Source organism: Defluviimonas sp. D31 (assembly GCF_033436765.1).
In the GTDB taxonomy this organism is placed as follows: domain Bacteria; phylum Pseudomonadota; class Alphaproteobacteria; order Rhodobacterales; family Rhodobacteraceae; genus Albidovulum.
The window spans coordinates 88,039-103,253 of sequence record NZ_JAWQFN010000007.1; the positions used below are offsets into that span (position 1 = coordinate 88,039).

At 65.5% G+C, this 15,215-nt stretch carries 17 protein-coding genes and 1 pseudogene; 10 read left to right on the forward strand and 8 right to left on the reverse strand.

The window, feature by feature from the left end:
* Positions 1-17 precede the first annotated feature (17 nt).
* Complete coding sequence (gene metG / locus R5H32_RS13560) at positions 18-1,736, forward strand: methionine--tRNA ligase (protein WP_318339220.1); 1,719 nt, start codon at positions 18-20, stop codon at positions 1,734-1,736.
* 151 nt (positions 1,737-1,887) lie between these two features.
* Here the strand turns inward: metG and R5H32_RS13565 are convergent, their stop codons facing one another.
* Entirely contained in the window at positions 1,888-2,664 is a 777-nt protein-coding gene (locus R5H32_RS13565; protein ID WP_318339221.1) for a DUF1194 domain-containing protein, read from the reverse strand.
* 521 nt (positions 2,665-3,185) lie between these two features.
* Here R5H32_RS13565 and R5H32_RS13570 point away from each other — a divergent pair.
* Positions 3,186-3,362 carry a chromosome partitioning protein ParB gene (locus R5H32_RS13570; RefSeq protein ID WP_318339222.1) on the forward strand — a complete coding sequence of 59 codons (177 nt, stop codon included), beginning with the start codon at positions 3,186-3,188 and terminating at the stop codon, positions 3,360-3,362.
* A 10-nt stretch (positions 3,363-3,372) separates the two neighbouring features.
* Positions 3,373-3,483: pseudogene (locus R5H32_RS13575) on the forward strand (hypothetical protein); the annotation flags it as partial.
* A gap of 102 nt (positions 3,484-3,585) precedes the next feature.
* On the opposite strand, the gene R5H32_RS13580 reads toward R5H32_RS13575, so the two are convergent.
* Positions 3,586-4,524, reverse strand: coding sequence for a TAXI family TRAP transporter solute-binding subunit (locus R5H32_RS13580; protein ID WP_318339223.1), 939 nt, complete (start codon positions 4,522-4,524; stop codon positions 3,586-3,588).
* A 63-nt stretch (positions 4,525-4,587) separates the two neighbouring features.
* Between R5H32_RS13580 and R5H32_RS13585 the strand changes: the two genes are divergently transcribed.
* Both R5H32_RS13585 and R5H32_RS13590 read left to right on the forward strand, forming a co-directional pair.
* Positions 4,588-5,397 (forward strand): hypothetical protein, encoded by an 810-nt coding sequence (locus R5H32_RS13585; protein WP_318339224.1) that lies wholly within the window; start codon positions 4,588-4,590, stop codon positions 5,395-5,397.
* A gap of 1 nt (position 5,398) precedes the next feature.
* A complete protein-coding gene (locus R5H32_RS13590; protein WP_318339225.1) occupies positions 5,399-6,082 on the forward strand; it encodes an AIM24 family protein in 684 nt (227 codons plus the stop codon).
* Between the two features lie 145 nt (positions 6,083-6,227).
* Here the strand turns inward: R5H32_RS13590 and R5H32_RS13595 are convergent, their stop codons facing one another.
* The gene (locus R5H32_RS13595) at positions 6,228-7,685 is read right to left on the reverse strand and encodes a calcium-binding protein (RefSeq protein ID WP_318339226.1); all 1,458 of its coding nucleotides are present in this window, start codon (positions 7,683-7,685) and stop codon (positions 6,228-6,230) included.
* A 242-nt stretch (positions 7,686-7,927) separates the two neighbouring features.
* Here R5H32_RS13595 and R5H32_RS13600 point away from each other — a divergent pair, with 242 nt between their 5' ends.
* Together R5H32_RS13600 and R5H32_RS13605 are read left to right on the forward strand one after the other, a co-directional pair.
* A complete protein-coding gene (locus tag R5H32_RS13600) occupies positions 7,928-8,176 on the forward strand; it encodes a ParB N-terminal domain-containing protein (RefSeq protein WP_318339227.1) in 249 nt (82 codons plus the stop codon).
* A gap of 189 nt (positions 8,177-8,365) precedes the next feature.
* A complete protein-coding gene (locus R5H32_RS13605) occupies positions 8,366-9,406 on the forward strand; it encodes a fatty acid desaturase (protein WP_318339228.1) in 1,041 nt (346 codons plus the stop codon).
* Between the two features lie 139 nt (positions 9,407-9,545).
* On the opposite strand, the gene R5H32_RS13610 is transcribed toward R5H32_RS13605, so the two are convergent.
* Together R5H32_RS13610 and R5H32_RS13615 are read right to left on the reverse strand one after the other, a co-directional pair.
* The gene (locus R5H32_RS13610) at positions 9,546-9,752 is read right to left on the reverse strand and encodes a cold-shock protein (RefSeq protein ID WP_318339229.1); all 207 of its coding nucleotides are present in this window, start codon (positions 9,750-9,752) and stop codon (positions 9,546-9,548) included.
* Positions 9,753-9,912: 160 nt separating this feature from the next.
* Entirely contained in the window at positions 9,913-11,433 is a 1,521-nt protein-coding gene (locus R5H32_RS13615; protein ID WP_318339230.1) for a bifunctional metallophosphatase/5'-nucleotidase, read from the reverse strand.
* Between the two features lie 152 nt (positions 11,434-11,585).
* Here R5H32_RS13615 and R5H32_RS13620 point away from each other — a divergent pair, with 152 nt between their 5' ends.
* The 3 genes from R5H32_RS13620 to arsC are packed head-to-tail and all read left to right on the forward strand — an operon-like array spanning position 11,586 to position 13,317.
* Complete coding sequence (locus R5H32_RS13620) at positions 11,586-11,924, forward strand: DUF952 domain-containing protein (RefSeq protein ID WP_318339231.1); 339 nt, start codon at positions 11,586-11,588, stop codon at positions 11,922-11,924.
* Complete coding sequence (locus tag R5H32_RS13625; protein ID WP_318339232.1) at positions 11,921-12,979, forward strand: quinone-dependent dihydroorotate dehydrogenase; 1,059 nt, start codon at positions 11,921-11,923, stop codon at positions 12,977-12,979. The genes R5H32_RS13620 and R5H32_RS13625 overlap by 4 nt, the downstream gene beginning before the upstream one ends.
* Positions 12,970-13,317, forward strand: a complete 348-nt coding sequence (gene arsC, locus R5H32_RS13630; RefSeq protein WP_318339352.1) for an arsenate reductase (glutaredoxin) — start codon at positions 12,970-12,972, stop codon at positions 13,315-13,317. Before R5H32_RS13625 ends, arsC begins: the two co-directional genes overlap by 10 nt.
* A gap of 93 nt (positions 13,318-13,410) precedes the next feature.
* Here the strand turns inward: arsC and R5H32_RS13635 are convergent, their stop codons facing one another.
* The 3 genes from R5H32_RS13635 to R5H32_RS13645 form a co-directional block, all read right to left on the reverse strand.
* Positions 13,411-13,818 (reverse strand): cytochrome c, encoded by a 408-nt coding sequence (locus tag R5H32_RS13635; protein ID WP_318339233.1) that lies wholly within the window; start codon positions 13,816-13,818, stop codon positions 13,411-13,413.
* A 63-nt stretch (positions 13,819-13,881) separates the two neighbouring features.
* Complete coding sequence (locus R5H32_RS13640; RefSeq protein ID WP_318339234.1) at positions 13,882-14,661, reverse strand: gamma-glutamyl-gamma-aminobutyrate hydrolase family protein; 780 nt, start codon at positions 14,659-14,661, stop codon at positions 13,882-13,884.
* 96 nt (positions 14,662-14,757) lie between these two features.
* Complete coding sequence (locus R5H32_RS13645) at positions 14,758-15,180, reverse strand: GlcG/HbpS family heme-binding protein (RefSeq protein WP_318339235.1); 423 nt, start codon at positions 15,178-15,180, stop codon at positions 14,758-14,760.
* Between the last annotated feature and the right edge of the window lie 35 nt (positions 15,181-15,215).

Here is a 15,215-nt window from a genome sequence, read left to right on the forward strand (position 1 = left end):
AAATTGACGGACAGGTCATGGCGCGCGTTCTTATCACCTCGGCACTGCCGTATATCAACGGCATCAAGCATCTCGGCAACCTCGTCGGCTCGCAGCTTCCGGCCGACCTCTATGCCCGCTACATGCGCAACCGCGGCCACGAGGTCATGTTCATCTGCGCCACGGACGAGCACGGCACCCCGGCCGAGCTCGCGGCCGCCAAGACCGGCGAGCCGGTCGCCGACTACTGCGCCCGGATGCATGCCGAACAATCCGAGCTCGCGAAGGGTTTCCGCCTCTCCTTCGACCATTACGGCCGCTCGTCGTCGGAGCGGAACCACCGCCTTACCCAGCATTTCGCCGGCCGCCTGGCCCAGAACGGCTTCATCGAGGAGGTGACGGAAAAACAGGTCTTTTCCCACGCCGACAACCGCTTCCTGCCCGACCGCTACATCGAGGGCACCTGTCCCAACTGCGGCTACGAGCGCGCCCGGGGCGACCAGTGCGAGAACTGCACCAAGCAGCTCGACCCGACGGACCTCATCAATCCCCGCTCGGCGATCTCGGGCTCGACCGACCTCGAGGTGCGCGAGACCAAGCACCTCTATCTCCGCCAGTCCGCGCTCAAGGACGAGATCGACGCCTGGATCGACAGCCAGACCGACTGGCCGATCCTCACCACCTCGATCGCCAAGAAGTGGCTCCATGACGGCGACGGGCTGAAGGACCGCGGCATCACCCGCGACCTCTTCTGGGGCGTGCCGGTCAGGAAAGGCGATCAGGACTGGCCGGGCATGGAGGGCAAGGTCTTCTACGTCTGGTTCGACGCGCCGATCGAATACATCGCCGCGACCGCCGAATGGGCCGACGCGAACGGCCTCTCCGACGAGGCGTGGCAACGCTGGTGGCGCAAGGACAAGGGCGCGGAGGATGTCCGCTACGTCCAGTTCATGGGCAAGGACAACGTGCCGTTCCACACGCTCTCCTTTCCCGCGACGATCATGGGGTCGCGCGAGCCCTGGAAGCTCGTCGACTACATCAAGTCCTTCAACTACCTCAACTATGACGGCGGCCAGTTCTCGACCTCGCAGGGCCGCGGCGTCTTCATGGACGACGCGCTCTCGCTTCTCCCGGCCGATTACTGGCGCTGGTGGCTCCTCTCCCACGCGCCCGAGAACTCGGACTCCGAGTTCAACTGGGAGAACTTCCAGACCTCGGTCAACAAGGACCTTGCCGACGTCCTCGGCAATTTCGTCAGCCGCATCACCAAGTTCTGCCGCTCCAAGTTCGGCGAGGCCCTGCCCGAGGGCGGCGAGACCGGCGAGCGCGCCGCCGCGCTGATCGAAGAGCTTGAGACCCGCACCCGCGCCTACGAGGCGCATATGGAGGCGATGGAGATCCGGAAAGCGGCGACCGAACTCCGCGCGATCTGGGTCGCGGGCAACGAATACCTGCAATCCGCCGCCCCCTGGACGGTCCACAAGACCGACCCCGAGCGCGCCGCCGCGATGGTCCGCCTCGGCCTCAACCTCGTCCGCCTCTACGCGATCCTCTCGGAGCCCTTCATCCCCGACGCCTCCGCGAAGATGCTCGACGCGATGAAGGTCGAGGACCGCAGCTGGCCCGGCCCCATCGCCGAGGCGCTGACCGCGCTCAAGCCCGGCCACGCCTTCGAGACCCCCGAGGTCCTCTTCGCCAAGATCGCCGACGAGGACCGCGAGGACTGGGCGAAACGGTTCGCCGGGGTCAGGGCGTAAAGCAAGTCGCAGGCCAATACGCTCAGTGATCCGCCTCGCAGACACGCGGCGGGCGAGTGGACATACCCCGCCCTCGTATTCAGGCAATACTCAATTTCCACGCGAGAAGATCTGCAGTGGAAGAAACTTCGATGTCCGCATTATTCTCTGTTCAAGGAAAAAACTGCTTCTGCGCGTCAGTCAATCGAGCAAGCTGTACTCTGCGATCCGAATAGGGCTCGTGATCCAGCGATGCTGAATAGGCTGAGTCGATCTCGCGAATCAACTTCTGCTTTATTGCCCGCCTGAAATCCACGAAATCGGACACTTTCATCACGAATGAGCCATCGCCGACAATCAGCTCAGTGCGATAATATTTCTCCAGATCCGGCACCTCGTTCACGATCGCCAATCCGTTTACGACAACGCCGAGCTCGGCAGCCTGCGCCCTCACCACGGGCAGGGAGATCTTGGCGATCTTTCGTTTCGGAGCGATGGAGGCCTTCCCGTCGCCAGAGACATTGATCACTGCCCTAGTCGTGCAGCGGTTTGGCAGATCGAGCATCTCAAGCGCAATCGACAAACCTGTGCCGAGGTCCGTATCACCCGTTGTCAGGCGCCTCATCGCAAGAATGTCTTGGGATAGCAGGGCAGAATCCCTGGACTTTTGAATGCGATGCCACGGGATGATCTGAGGAAGAAAATCCGAATCCGCCCACAAAACCGCAGCGATGTCGACGATCCCCGCACCGGCCAGCGCCTGATGGATTTCGGGATCGACGAATGCGGCCGCGTATCCCGCGACCTGCAAAGCGTATTCTCCGTCGTCGATGCTGCCGGATCCATCGATTGCCAGGACAAGCGAAAGGTCGGAGCAGGTCGCATCGGCTGCGTTGGGATGAACGGACCAGAGCATGAAAACAGAAACAAGGATGGCACAGTACTTCATAGCGGCCCTCACAAAAATACCCCTGCATTCAATAACAATTTCGAAGCCGGTATCCGCCTCGCAAAGTTTTCTTGGTTTTGGGAATTTATTCGCGTGACCCGCCATACGAATTGCGCATGGCATCGCAGTCCAACTTAAACCGATAGGTCACCGCCGTCGCCCAGAAATTTTCCGGCATCGCCTCCAAACCGACGCCGTACTGAAAGGACGAATTCCTGTCCTGATTTCACCATCCGCGACTGCAATATTGATATGCTATTTGCCGGATCAACGCAATGGAATTGGAGGGCGCTGGCGGTGTCCTGCGTCGCGGCCATGCCCCGGCGGTAGTAGCGGATCGCTTAATCGCGGTTTCCGATGGATCTCGCCAAGCTCGCCCCCATGATTATCTTGTCGAGCATGCGCGGACGACCGCTATCTCAGGACGCTACATGTATTGGACGCGTCGTTGCAAAGACGACCGATCGTCCTTTTTCCTCATCTTGCATCCTGTTACCCTGCCGGCGCCGGAGGCCGCGCCAATGCTCGAAAAAACCACCTTCCCGACCGACCGCATCCGCGTGCCGGCGAAGCGTGCCAAGACGCTCGACCCCGAGAAGGTGACGGCGCTCGTCGAGGGGCTCCACCGGCTCGAGGCGCTGAAGGCCCTCGGCGAGGAGACGGTCGAGGATTATCTCGCCCACGCCCGCCTGCATTGAACCGGCGCCGACCGCGCTCAAACCCGGCCACGCCTTCGAGACGCCGGAGGTCCTCTTCGCCAAGATCGACGACGAGGACCGCGAAGACTGGGCGAAACGGTTCGCCGGGGTCAGGGCGTAGCGCCGGCTTCGCCCCCTTCCCGCCGGAAGGTAAAGGTCCGAGAACTTCGAGCGCCGGAAAGCAATCGCGGATCTGCGCTCGGCTGGCGGCCTGTTGCCGCCCCTAATTCCCCGACACCGCGCCCGGGTGCATCGGAACCACCGTGGCGGACGGGGTGTCGAGATACAGGTCGAGCGTGCCAAGCACGGGCGTCTTGACTTTCAGCCTGTCCACGTCCGTTCGGATCGCCCCGACCAGATCGGACACGAGAGATTGGTCCATGGACTCGAGGGTCACCAGGGTCGCCATCACGGAGACCGTCTCGACCCTTTCGCCCGGAAAGCCGTACAGGCCCAGATCGATGACCGACCTCTGGAAATCGGAACTGCTGGCCAGGACCTCCTTGATTCTCGGCCCCGCGAAGTCCGAGATAACGGCGTCGCACTTATTGAGCGCATCGCTGACGAGTTTGCTTGGATGGCCCACGACGAAGACCGTCGCGTCGATCTGTCCCGTGCAGAGTTCTTCGATCGCAGCCGAGGGTTCGAGTTCTCGAAGTTCGCCAAAGAAGTCTTCGCTGATGTCAAGCCGTGCGATCAGCGACCGGAACGTCGCATTGCGCCCGGATGCCGGGCGGCCGATGTCGACCGTCTTGCCTGCCAGGTCGGCCGCGACGCGAATTCCGGAACCGGGCGCCCCGATGATCGTGACCGATTCCGGATAGAGCCACATCGCGGTCCGCAGATCCCTCATCGGCTCCGCGCCAGAAAACGGTGCCATTCCCTCATAGGCGGCCGTCTGCCAGTCGGATTGCACCAGGGCGAAGCCCAACTCGCCGCTGGCCAGCATCCTAAGGTTGTAGATCGACCCGGCGGTGGGCTCGGGACTGCATCTCCGGCGCGTCTCGTCATGATCATTGAACGCGTCACAGATCGCTCGCGCGACGGAGAAGTAGTTTCCCGCAATGTCACCGGAGCCGATGCTGAAAAGCCGGACCTCTTGCGCGCTGAGGGGCTGGGGCCCCATACTGGCGCCCGCGACCGCGACCGCGACGATCTTCAAGAGGAGTTTTCCCGACGCTGTAACCAAGAGTGAGGTTTCCGCGAATTGGAGTGAATCAAAGCTTTGCCCGACTTTGTTTATGACATCCCGACGGACCGGCTGGCCATATGGTTTCTCATCGCGGCTCTTGTGGCCGTTGCCATCGGGCTCTTTGTGGTCAAACCCCTTCTGCGCGTGCTGCTCGGCACCGGACCGAACTTCAACGCTTCAATCAATCATGTCACCTCCGGCTTCAGCCTTTTTTACGGGCTGTTGCTCGGTCTGCTCACGGTGTCGGCATACCAGAACTCCGAAAGGGTCAGCGAGAGCATCCTGAACGAGGCAACCTCTCTGGGGTCGCTTTACTCGCAACTCAATGTGTATCCGGAGCCGTTTCGCAGCGAAGCAAAGTGGACGATGCGGGACTATGTTCTCTACACCATTCACAAGGAATGGCCGGCACACAGAAAGGGAGGAATTCTCAACGGCGGATACAATCGCGCCGAGGCCATCCGGCGGCAGCTGGCGGAATTCGAGCCTGAGACACGATCTCAGGAGATTGTTCACTCGGAAGTCATCGCATCGTTCAAGGATTTCTCGGACTCGCGGCAACGGAGACTGGCGGGCGTTGTAACGGCGATCCCGAACATCCTCTGGCAAGCAGTGCTGATTGGCGCCGGGATAAGCATCCTGTTGATGACGATGTTTCGTATCAGGGTGCGACAGCACGTCTTGTTGGGAAGCATTACCGCTCTGTTCCTTGGCGTGATCCTGTTCGTCATTACGACACTGGACCGGCCCTTGCGCGGCGAGGCAGCATTGGAGCCCAAGCCCTTCGAATTGCTTTGGGCCCGATTGATGGTGTGGGACGAACCACTCAGCGAGAGGTTCTGAGATGGCGCGGTTTCAGGTGCGGAACATCGAGGGCATGCGCCAGGTATGCATCGAACTTGAGGACGAGACGGCCCGGGCCGCAAACGGCGCGCTGTCGAATCTCTCCGGCAATATCGCTTTCACGCCAAGGCTCCCGCGGCCCGGTGATCTGTTTCGCAACATCTTCACCAAGGAGTCACGCGTCCGGCCGTACTACTCGGGCACCGGGTCGATCCATCTCCAGCCTTCGTTGGCGGGCTTTCATGTGTTCAATGTGCTCGCGGAAGACACATGGATCCTGGAACCTGGCAAGTATTGGGCCAGCGAGGGGTCCGTCGAGCTCGGCTTTTGCCGTGATCCCTTCTTCGCAAGCCTTTGGGCCGGAGACGGTCTGTTCGCCTGGAAAACCACGCTGAGCGGAGCCGGAACGGCCGCGATCCGTGCGCCGGGTCCGGTCGAAGAGATGCAGGTGACGAACGGTGAACTGAAGGTTCAGGGGCGCCTGGTCCTGGGAAGGACGTCGGGGCTCAGGTTCCGGTCGGTCAGGTCGGCGCGGTTTCCAAGGAATCTCATTTCCGGTCAGACCCGCCTGAGAATGTACGAGGGAACCGGCAAGGTCCTGGTGTCCTGGACGCCGTACTGGAATGAGTACCTTCACAATCGGATGACGGATGGAGACCAGATAGAGGGGTCGCTCCTTGAATGACCGAATGCCCGCGGAGGGCAATCGCGACGCCTGATTCTCAAGCAATGGATGACCGCTCCGGGCTCGACCCGGTGATTTCGGGCGGTGAGGGGAAGCCGGCAGCGCATCGACAGAGCCCCTCCAACCTCGCTACGCCAGCGGCGGCTCATCCAAACAGGAAGTCGCTCGCGTCGACCAGGGACGCATCGACATCTTCCAGAAGCACGGTGACATTCGAGAATTTCACGAGCGTATCCGTGCCCCGCGCCACGACCGTTACATCGGAGAAATCGGCGGCCCCCGCCGTGATCCGGATCAGATCCGTCCCGTCCTCGAAATCGGTCACCGCATTCCGACCATCGCCGGTCCTGAAGACGAAGTGGTCCAACTCCAACCCTCCGGTCAGCAGGTCGTTTCCCCTGCCGCCGATGATCTCGTCGCGGCCGGCGCTGCCGGTGATCGTATCGTTGCCCGCACCACCGTCGAGAATGTTGCCGATCCCGCCGATGGCGACGAGCGTATCGCGCCCGTTTCCGCCGTAGAGCTCGCTGAAACCATTGCTGCCCGTCTCGATCGTCGCGGTCAGGTGATCGTTGCCATTGCCGCCGGCGAGGAAATTGTGGGCGGAGCCGCGAAGGTCCGGATCCAGGAAATAATAGCTGGCATCGGCATAGGCCGACATCGTGTCTCTTCCGCCGCCGCCATACAGCGTGTTGCAAGCGGTCGCGCCGAAGAACGCGTCGGCGACGACGCTCGCCGACATCACGTCGTTGCCCGAGCCGCCGTAGAGGAGGTTGACGCCCGAGGACGAGTCCTCGGCAAGCGCCACCATGGTCGCGGTCAGGGAATCGTTGCCCGATCCGCCATGAAGTTCGGACGTCAGCGTCGTTGTGCCGTTCTCGCCATCGGTCGCGTGGCTGGCGATCAGCGTGTCGTTGCCGCCCCTGCCGTAGAGGATGTTCACTCCTTCGGGAGAGGAGACATTGGAATCCACGATGGTGCTGGCCGAGAGGTAGTCGTTGCCCGAACCGCCGTCGAGGTGGTTCCTGGCGAGCAGGCTCCAGTTGGAGAAAACGACCGCCGTCGCGGTGATGTGATCGTTGCCGGAATTTCCGTGGATCTCGTTGATCGCGGTGCTTGCGCCACCGAAGAACGCACCGCCGATCGCAAGGGCGGAGATCACGTCATGTCCGCTTCCGCCCGAAATGACGTTCGACACCACGCTGTCGCCGATGGCATCGGACACCGCGGAGACGTCAATGACATCGGACCCCGCCCCGCCACGCACGACTGTCTCGAAACTCGCGGCGACAGGATTGTCGGCGAAGGCCGTGACATCGACGGAGATGGTGTCCTTGCCCGATCCGCCATCGACGCAGGTCGCGACCAGCCCGCTCGGGGCGATGTCGCTCTCCGTCAGATCCAGGGTCACGTCGAGCATGTCGTCGCCGGGACCGCCGAACAGGGCCGTGTTGTTGAACATGCTGGACAGCACATCGTCGCCCGCGCGGCCGAACACCGCCTGGAATTCGGCCGACGCCGCCAGCGTGTCGTCTCGCGGAGTTCCGAAAATCGGTGTCAGCGGCGACGCCGATATCGAGAGGTTCTTCTGTGAAACGCTCATGAATCCCCCATGTGTCCAACATTCCGGTTCAGTCACCGGACAGGATATCGGGCGCCGGGACCGCGATCAGTTCTGGAGTGTAGCGCATCGGCCCCATCCACGCCTGCGCTGGATCAAGAGAGTTACCGTCGGCAGAGGCGTCGGCGGCAGATCCCGACAAACCGGGCTGCGGCGGCCGGATTCGCCCCTTCCCCTGCGCCCACATCCTGCTAGGCTTTCCTTCCGGGCCGGAGGCCGCGACAATGCTCGAAAAGACCACCTTCCCCATCGCCCGCATCCGCGTACCGGCGAAACGCGCCAAGACCCTTGACCCGGCCAAGGTCGAGGCGCTCGCCGAGAGCATCCTCGAAGAGGGCCAGCTCACCCCGATCCGGGTCCGCGCCGACGGTGCGGACTTCGTGCTCATCGAAGGGCTGCACCGGCTCGAGGCACTGAAGGCCCTCGGCGAGGAAACGGTCGAGGGCTACCTCGCCCATGCGCGCCTGCATTGACACAGAGCCGGTGCCGAACGCATCTGACGCCAACCAGCCACTCGACAGCGTTCGATTGCCGGTATAGACCGCATGCGATTGCTGTAGACACGACAGCCGGCCGGATCCGGCGGGCCCTTCCAATGATCGGTACTGCGGCGCGGGGCCTTGCCGTAAGGACCGCCCCAACATGGACGTGATGCCCCGCGAATGACCACTCCCTCCCTGCCCGCCGCCAATGCTATGACCGACCCGAAGGACTGGGTGCGCATCCTCGCCGCCTATCGCGATCCCGACCCGGTCCGCAGCGCCTTCGAGCTCGCGATAAGCGTGATCCCCTTCCTCGGCCTCTGGGCCGTCGCCTGGTGGGCGCTCTCGATCAGCGGCTGGCTCGCGCTCGCCATTGCGGTGCTCAACGCCGGCTTCCTGGTGCGGCTCTTCATGATCCAGCACGATTGCGGCCACGGCGGCTATTTCCGCAGCCGCGCCCTCGCCGACTGGGCCGGGCGCGCGATCGGGGTTCTGACGCTGACGCCCTATGACGTCTGGCGCAGCACCCATGCGATCCACCATTCCGCGCACGGCAATCTCGACCGCCGCGGCATCGGCGACATCCACACGATGACGGTGGAGGAATACCGCGCGCTGTCGCCCTTGGGGCGGCTTGGCTACCGGCTCTACCGCAATCCGATCGTCCTCTTCGGCCTCGGGCCGATCTACCTCTTCATCTTCCAGAACCGGCTGCCCGTCGGGCTGATGCGGAGCGGCGCGAAATACTGGGTCAGCGCGATGGGCACCAATGCCGCCATCGCCGCGATCCTCGCCGGCATCCTCTATTTCGGCGGGGTGAAGGCGGTGGCGCTGATCTTCCTGCCGACGGTCCTGGTCGCCGCCTCGGCCGGGGTCTGGCTCTTCTTCGTCCAGCACCAGTTCGAGGACACGCACTGGGACCGCGGCGATGACTGGCAGCTCCACGACGCGGCGCTGCATGGCAGCTCGCACTACGACCTGCCGCCGGTGCTGCGCTGGCTGACCGGCAACATCGGCATCCACCACGTCCATCACCTCTACAGCCGTATCCCGTTCTACCGGCTGCCGGAGGTGCTGCGCGACCACAGCGTGCTCGCGACGACGGCGCGGCGGCTGACGCTGCGCGAGAGCCTCGCCTGCGCGCGGCTCCACCTGTGGGACGAGCACGGCCGTCGGCTTCTCTCCTTCTCCGAGGCCCGGAAACTGCCCGCGGCCGGCTGAGCGCCCGGCCCGCGCGGCTCGGGGCGCACCGCCGCCTGCATTCGCCGCCCTTCCGTCTTCGCCCCCCTCAGGCGGCGCGGAATCGAAAAGGGCGGAGCTTTCGCCCCGCCCTTCCCGAATTTCCGAACGTCACCGAAGCTCAGGCGAGCTGCAGGTTCGTCGCCGATTCGCGGCCGTCGCGGCCGGCTTCGATGTCGAAGGTGACCTTCTGGCCGTCCTTGAGTTCGCGGATCCCGGCACGCTCCAGCGCCGAGATGTGGACGAACACGTCCTTCTTGCCGCCGTCCGGCGCGATGAAGCCGAAGCCTTTGGTTGCATTGAACCACTTCACGGAGCCCGTAGCCATCGTGATATCTCCTGTCATATACCGCCCACGAAATGCAGCGGCCCGGCGCAGTCAGTCGCAATCGAGGTACTGAGGCCGAAGACGGAGACAGTGGTCGAAAGAGGTAACGTCGCGCCGCCACTATGGACGCGACGCCGCTTTTTCGCAACCCCCGTGATGGTCAGTTCGCGCCGAGCGCCTTGATCCGGCCCTCGATTCCGACCGTGACGCCGCCCGCCGCGACGATGTAGTCGATCACGTCGTTCGCCATCAGGTTGCCGTTGCCGGCGTTGACGATCACCCTGCCGCCGCCGAGCGCCGCATATCCGTCGCCGCCGGCGAGCATGTAATCGTTGGTGGCCACCTTGTAGACCTTGTCGGGATCGAGCGGCGCATCTCCGACCATCACCTCCGACACCCGCGCCCCGGCCTCCGCCGAGGCATCGAAGGCGAAGCTCATCCCCGAGACATGCGGGAACCGCCCCGCCCCCTTCTCGACCTGGCTCACCCCGTTCTCGAGCGCGGCGAGGATCTGCGACCCCGGAAGCTCGGTCACCACGGTGACATTGCCGAAGGGCAGCTCGGTCAGGACATCGCGGCGGGTCAGAACCGTGCCCGGATCGTAGGTCCGGTCGCCGCGGATGCCACCGCCGTTGGTGAAGCCGATATCGGCCCCGGTGGCGGCGCGGATCGCGTCGGCGATCACATTGCCCATCGCCGATTCCTCGGCCCGGATCACGTTGCGGCGGGAATCGAGCATCGTCTCGGTCGCGCCGATCTCGACGTTCAGGCTCTCGTCGAGCTTGGCGGTGAAGGCGTCCACCATCGCCTGGCTCTCGGGATCGGGCTCGACCATCGCGGTGTCGATGAAGCGGAAGGCCGGCACCCAGTCGATCGTGCGGTTGCCGTCGCCGTCCTGGCCGATCTCGACCATGAGGTCGATGGGCGAGAGGAACTGGCCGTCGATCGAGGTCTCCACATAGGCCGTCACGCCGTCATAGGCGGTGGCATAGGAATGGTCGTCACCCGACATGATGACGTCAAAGGCATGGCTCGCGATCAGCGCGCGGTCATTGCTCATGTCGGTCTGCACCACGCCGACCACGATGTCCGCCCCGTCCTCGCGCGCCTGTTTCGCGGCGGCGATGGCGGTGTCGACGGTGGGCAGGAACTTCAGGTCCCCGGTCGAGGAAACCTCGGGCGAGGTGTCCTGCGCCACCGGAATGAGCGCCACCTTGAGCCCCGCCACCTCCTTCACCATCACCCCGCCCAGACCCTCGATCGGCGAGCCGTCGGCATTGGTGATGTTGATCGCTGCCCAGGGATAGTTCGACGCCTTCATCTTCTCGATGAAGTTCTCCGGCCCGAAATCGAACTCGTGATTGCCCGGCACGGCGATGTCGAAGGGCACGAGATTGGTCAGGTCGATCGTGTTCTGCCCCTTGTCGAAACCAGAGAGCAGCGAGGGCGAGAGCATGTCGCCGTCGAAGACATAGAGCGTATTGGGATTGGCGGCGCGCTCGGCCTTGGCGACCGCGTTCAGCCGCGCAAAGCCGCCGCGACCGTCCTCCTCGGCGAAGTTGTAGGCGTCGCCGACGCCGAGGATCGTGAGCTTCACTGTCTCCGCCCCGGCCGGGACGGCGGCGGCGAGGATGCCGGCGGTCGACAGGAGCGCGGCAATACGGCTTGCGCGGATCGTCATGGTCAAATCTCCCGTTGGTGTTTTTATCCAGACAGACTGCGGGTTTGCCCCCCGCAAGTCAAAGCCCGTGATGCCTTTCCCGACAGCAACCCGCCGCACCGCCAAGACGGCACGGGATTGACCGGCCCCGCGCAAGCGGGCATGAGAGCGCCATGCTGGTCTTCAAGATCTTCCGACGCCCCGAATGGGATGCCTTCCGCGCCGCCGGCGAGACCTCCGGCGCGCCGGTCGACCTCGCCGACGGCTTCATCCATTTCTCGACCGCCGCGCAGGTGGCCGAGACCGCGGCGAAACATTTCGCCGAGGAAAGCGACCTCGTCCTCGTGGCCTTCGAGGCCGCGGCGCTCGGGCCCCTGCTGAAATGGGAAGCCTCGCGCGGCGGCGCGCTCTTTCCCCATCTCTACCGCCCGCTGAGCCTCGACGAGGTGGTCTGGGACAAGTCCCTGCCGCTCGGCGCGACCGGCCACATCTTCCCCGAGGGGGTATTGTGAACCTCATCGAACGCGCCGGCCTCTGCGCGCTGCACCGGCTTGACCCCGAAACCGCGCACGGGCTCTCGCTGAAGGCGCTCGCCGCGGGCCTCGTGCCGCTCCCCGGCCCGGTCAGCTCGCCGCGCCTCGCGACCCGCCTCGCCGGCCTCGCGCTGCCGAACCCGGTGGGCCTCGCCGCCGGCTACGACAAGAACGCCGAGGCGGCCGCGGCCCTCACCCGCGCCGGCTTCGGCTTCATCGAGCTTGGCGCCGCGACGCCGCTGCCGCAGCCCGGCAACCCCAAGCCCCGGCTCTTCCGCCTGACCGAGGACCGCGCCGTCATCAACCGCTTCGGCTTCAACAACGACGGCGCCGCGGCGATCGCGGCGCGGCTCGCCCGGCTCGACCGCAAGGTGCCGGTGGGCCTCAATCTCGGCGCCAACAAGACCTCCGCCGACCGCGCCGCCGATTTCGCCCGCGTGCTCGCGACCTGCGGCGCCCATATCGACTTCGCAACCGTCAACGTCTCCTCGCCGAACACCGAGAAACTGCGCGACCTGCAGGGCAAGGCGGCGCTCACCGCACTCCTCGCCGGCGTCATCACGACCCGCGACGGCCTCGCGCGGAAGATCCCGGTCTTCCTCAAGATCGCCCCCGACCTTTCCGAGGCCGACCTTGCCGACGTCGCCGAGGTGGCGCTTCTCTCCGGCATCGACGGCGTGATCGCCACCAACACCACGCTCTCCCGCGACGGGCTCAAAAGCCCGCGCCAGGCGGAGACCGGCGGTCTGTCCGGCGCACCCCTCTTCGAGAAATCGACCCGCGTCCTCGCCCGCCTGTCCGACCTCACGGACGGGAAGCTGCCGCTCATCGGCGTCGGCGGCATCGCCTCTGCCGAGGATGCCTGGCAGAAGATCCGCGCCGGCGCCTCGGCGGTGCAGATCTATTCGGCGATGGTCTACAAGGGCCTCTCGCTCGTCCCGGAGATCGCGTCCGGCCTCGATGCCCGCCTCGCAGCCGAGGGCTTTTCCACCCTCGCCGAGGCCGTCGGCAGCGGACGGAGGGACTGGCTGTGACCGAGATCTGGCACAATCCGCGCTGCTCGAAGTCGCGCCAGACGCTGGCGCTCCTCGACGCGCGGGGCATCGCCCCGAAGATCCGCCTCTACCAGGCCGACGCCCCCTCCGAGGCCGAGATCCGCGCCGCCCTCGCCGCACTCGGCCGCCCGGCGATCGACCTCGTCCGCAGCGGCGACGCGCTCTTCCGCGACCTCGGGCTCACGAAGGACACGGGCGAGGACGAGCTCATCGCCGCGATGGCCGCACACCCGGCGCTCATCGAACGCCCGCTCGTCCTCCACGACGGCCGCGCCGCCCTCGGCCGCCCGCCGGAAGCGGTCCTCGACCTCTTCTGATCTTCTTCTTTTCCCAAATATCCCGGGGGTCCGGGGGCAGCGCCCCCGGCGCTCCCCTGTACGAAAAACCGGTCCCCGCCGCGCGGGACCGACCTAGAATATCCCGTTGGCCTTCTGCACCGCGCGCACATAGCCGGTAATCGCGGCGATATCGGCATCGGTCAGCCCCTCGACCGGGTCCATGTCCCCGAAGCTCCAGTGATGCGCCCGCGCGCCCTGCCGCACGGCCCGGACGAAAGCCTCGTCGCCATGATGGCCCGGCTCGTAATAGGGATGCAGGAGCGGCGGCCCCTTGGCCTCGACCCCGGTCAGAACCTCGCCGTGGCAGGAGGCGCATTTCGCGGCGAACCCGCGCTGGCCCGCGACAAGCTCGCCCGCCAGTTCCGGCATCAAGACCGCCGCTTGTCCGGCCGTCGCCCCCGTTTCGGGCGCGCTCCGGGTGAAGACCCAGTAGCCGAGCCCGGCGGCGGCCGCCGCGCCCAGGATGATCAGGTTCCGCATCTCGCACCTCCGGCCCGCTTATCGCCCTGCCCGGGGGCGGCGGCAAGCCCCGCTGCGCGCCCCTCATGCGGTCTTAAGTCGCTCCCCGGTCCCGGCGCGCCCGGCCCAGGCGCGCACCGCCGCGCCGAAGGCCTCGAAGATCGGCCGCGACACCGGATCGCCGGCCGCATTCCATTCCGGATGCCACTGCACCGACAGCGTGAAGCCCGGCGCGCCCTCGACATAGATCGCCTCCGGCGTGCCATCCGGCGCCCGGCCGTCGATCACGATCCGTCGCCCCGCCGCCTTGATGCCCTGGCCGTGCAGCGTGTTTGTCATCACCTCCGCCGCGCCAAGGAGCCGGTGGAAGACGCCTCCCTCGGTGAACCGCACCACATGGCGCAGGGCGAATTTCTCCTCCAGCGTGCCGTCGGGCGGCATCCGGTGGTTCATCCGCCCCGGCAGCTCGCGGATCTCCGGATAGAGCGTGCCGCCCATCGCCACGTTGACCTCCTGAAACCCCCTGCAGACCCCGAGGAACGGCTGCCCGCGCTCGACGCAGGCCCGCACCAGCGGCAGCGTGATCGCATCGCGGCAGCGGTCGAAATCGCCATGCGCCTCGGTCGCCGCCTCGCCGTATTCCTCGGGATGGACGTTCGGCCGCCCGCCGGTCAGCAGGAACCCGTCACAGGCCGCGAGCAGTTCCTCGACGCTGACGAAGCGCGGATCGGAGGGGATCAGCAGCGGCATGCAGCCCGCCACCTGCGCCACAGCGGCCGAGTTCATCGTGCCGCCCGCATGGACCGGATACTCGTTGTTGATCAGGCTCATGTTGCCGATGATGCCGACGATGGGCCGTGCCATGCCTTCTCCGCCTCCGCCCCCCCCGCGATCAGAATAGGCCGCGCCCCGCGGGAAAAAAAGCCCCGCGGAATGCACAGCTTCCCTGCACGAAAGCCCTCAGGCCTCGGGCTGCAATCCCGCCGCGTGGATCCCGGCCTCGGCCGCGATCGCGTCATTGTCGGAGGTGTCGCCGGTGACCCCGACCGCGCCCACGACCTCGCCCGACCCGTCGCGCACCAGCACGCCGCCCGGCACCGGCAGGATCCTGCCCTCGAAGACCCCGCTCAGGGCGGCCATGAAATAGCCCTGCGCCTCGGCCCGCGCCATCTGCGCCCGCCCGCCCATGCCGAGCATCACCGCGCCATGCGCCTTGGCCCGCGCGATCTCGAACCGCCCCGGCGAGGCGCCGTCCGACCGCTCGAAGGCCAGCACATGCCCGCCCTGGTCGAGAACCACCACCGACAGCGGCTTCATTCCCGCCGCCGCCCCCGCCTTCAGCGCCTCGGCGATGATCACCCGCGCCGCCTCAAGTCCCAGCATCGAAACGCCCTTTCATCTTGGCCAAAACATCCCGG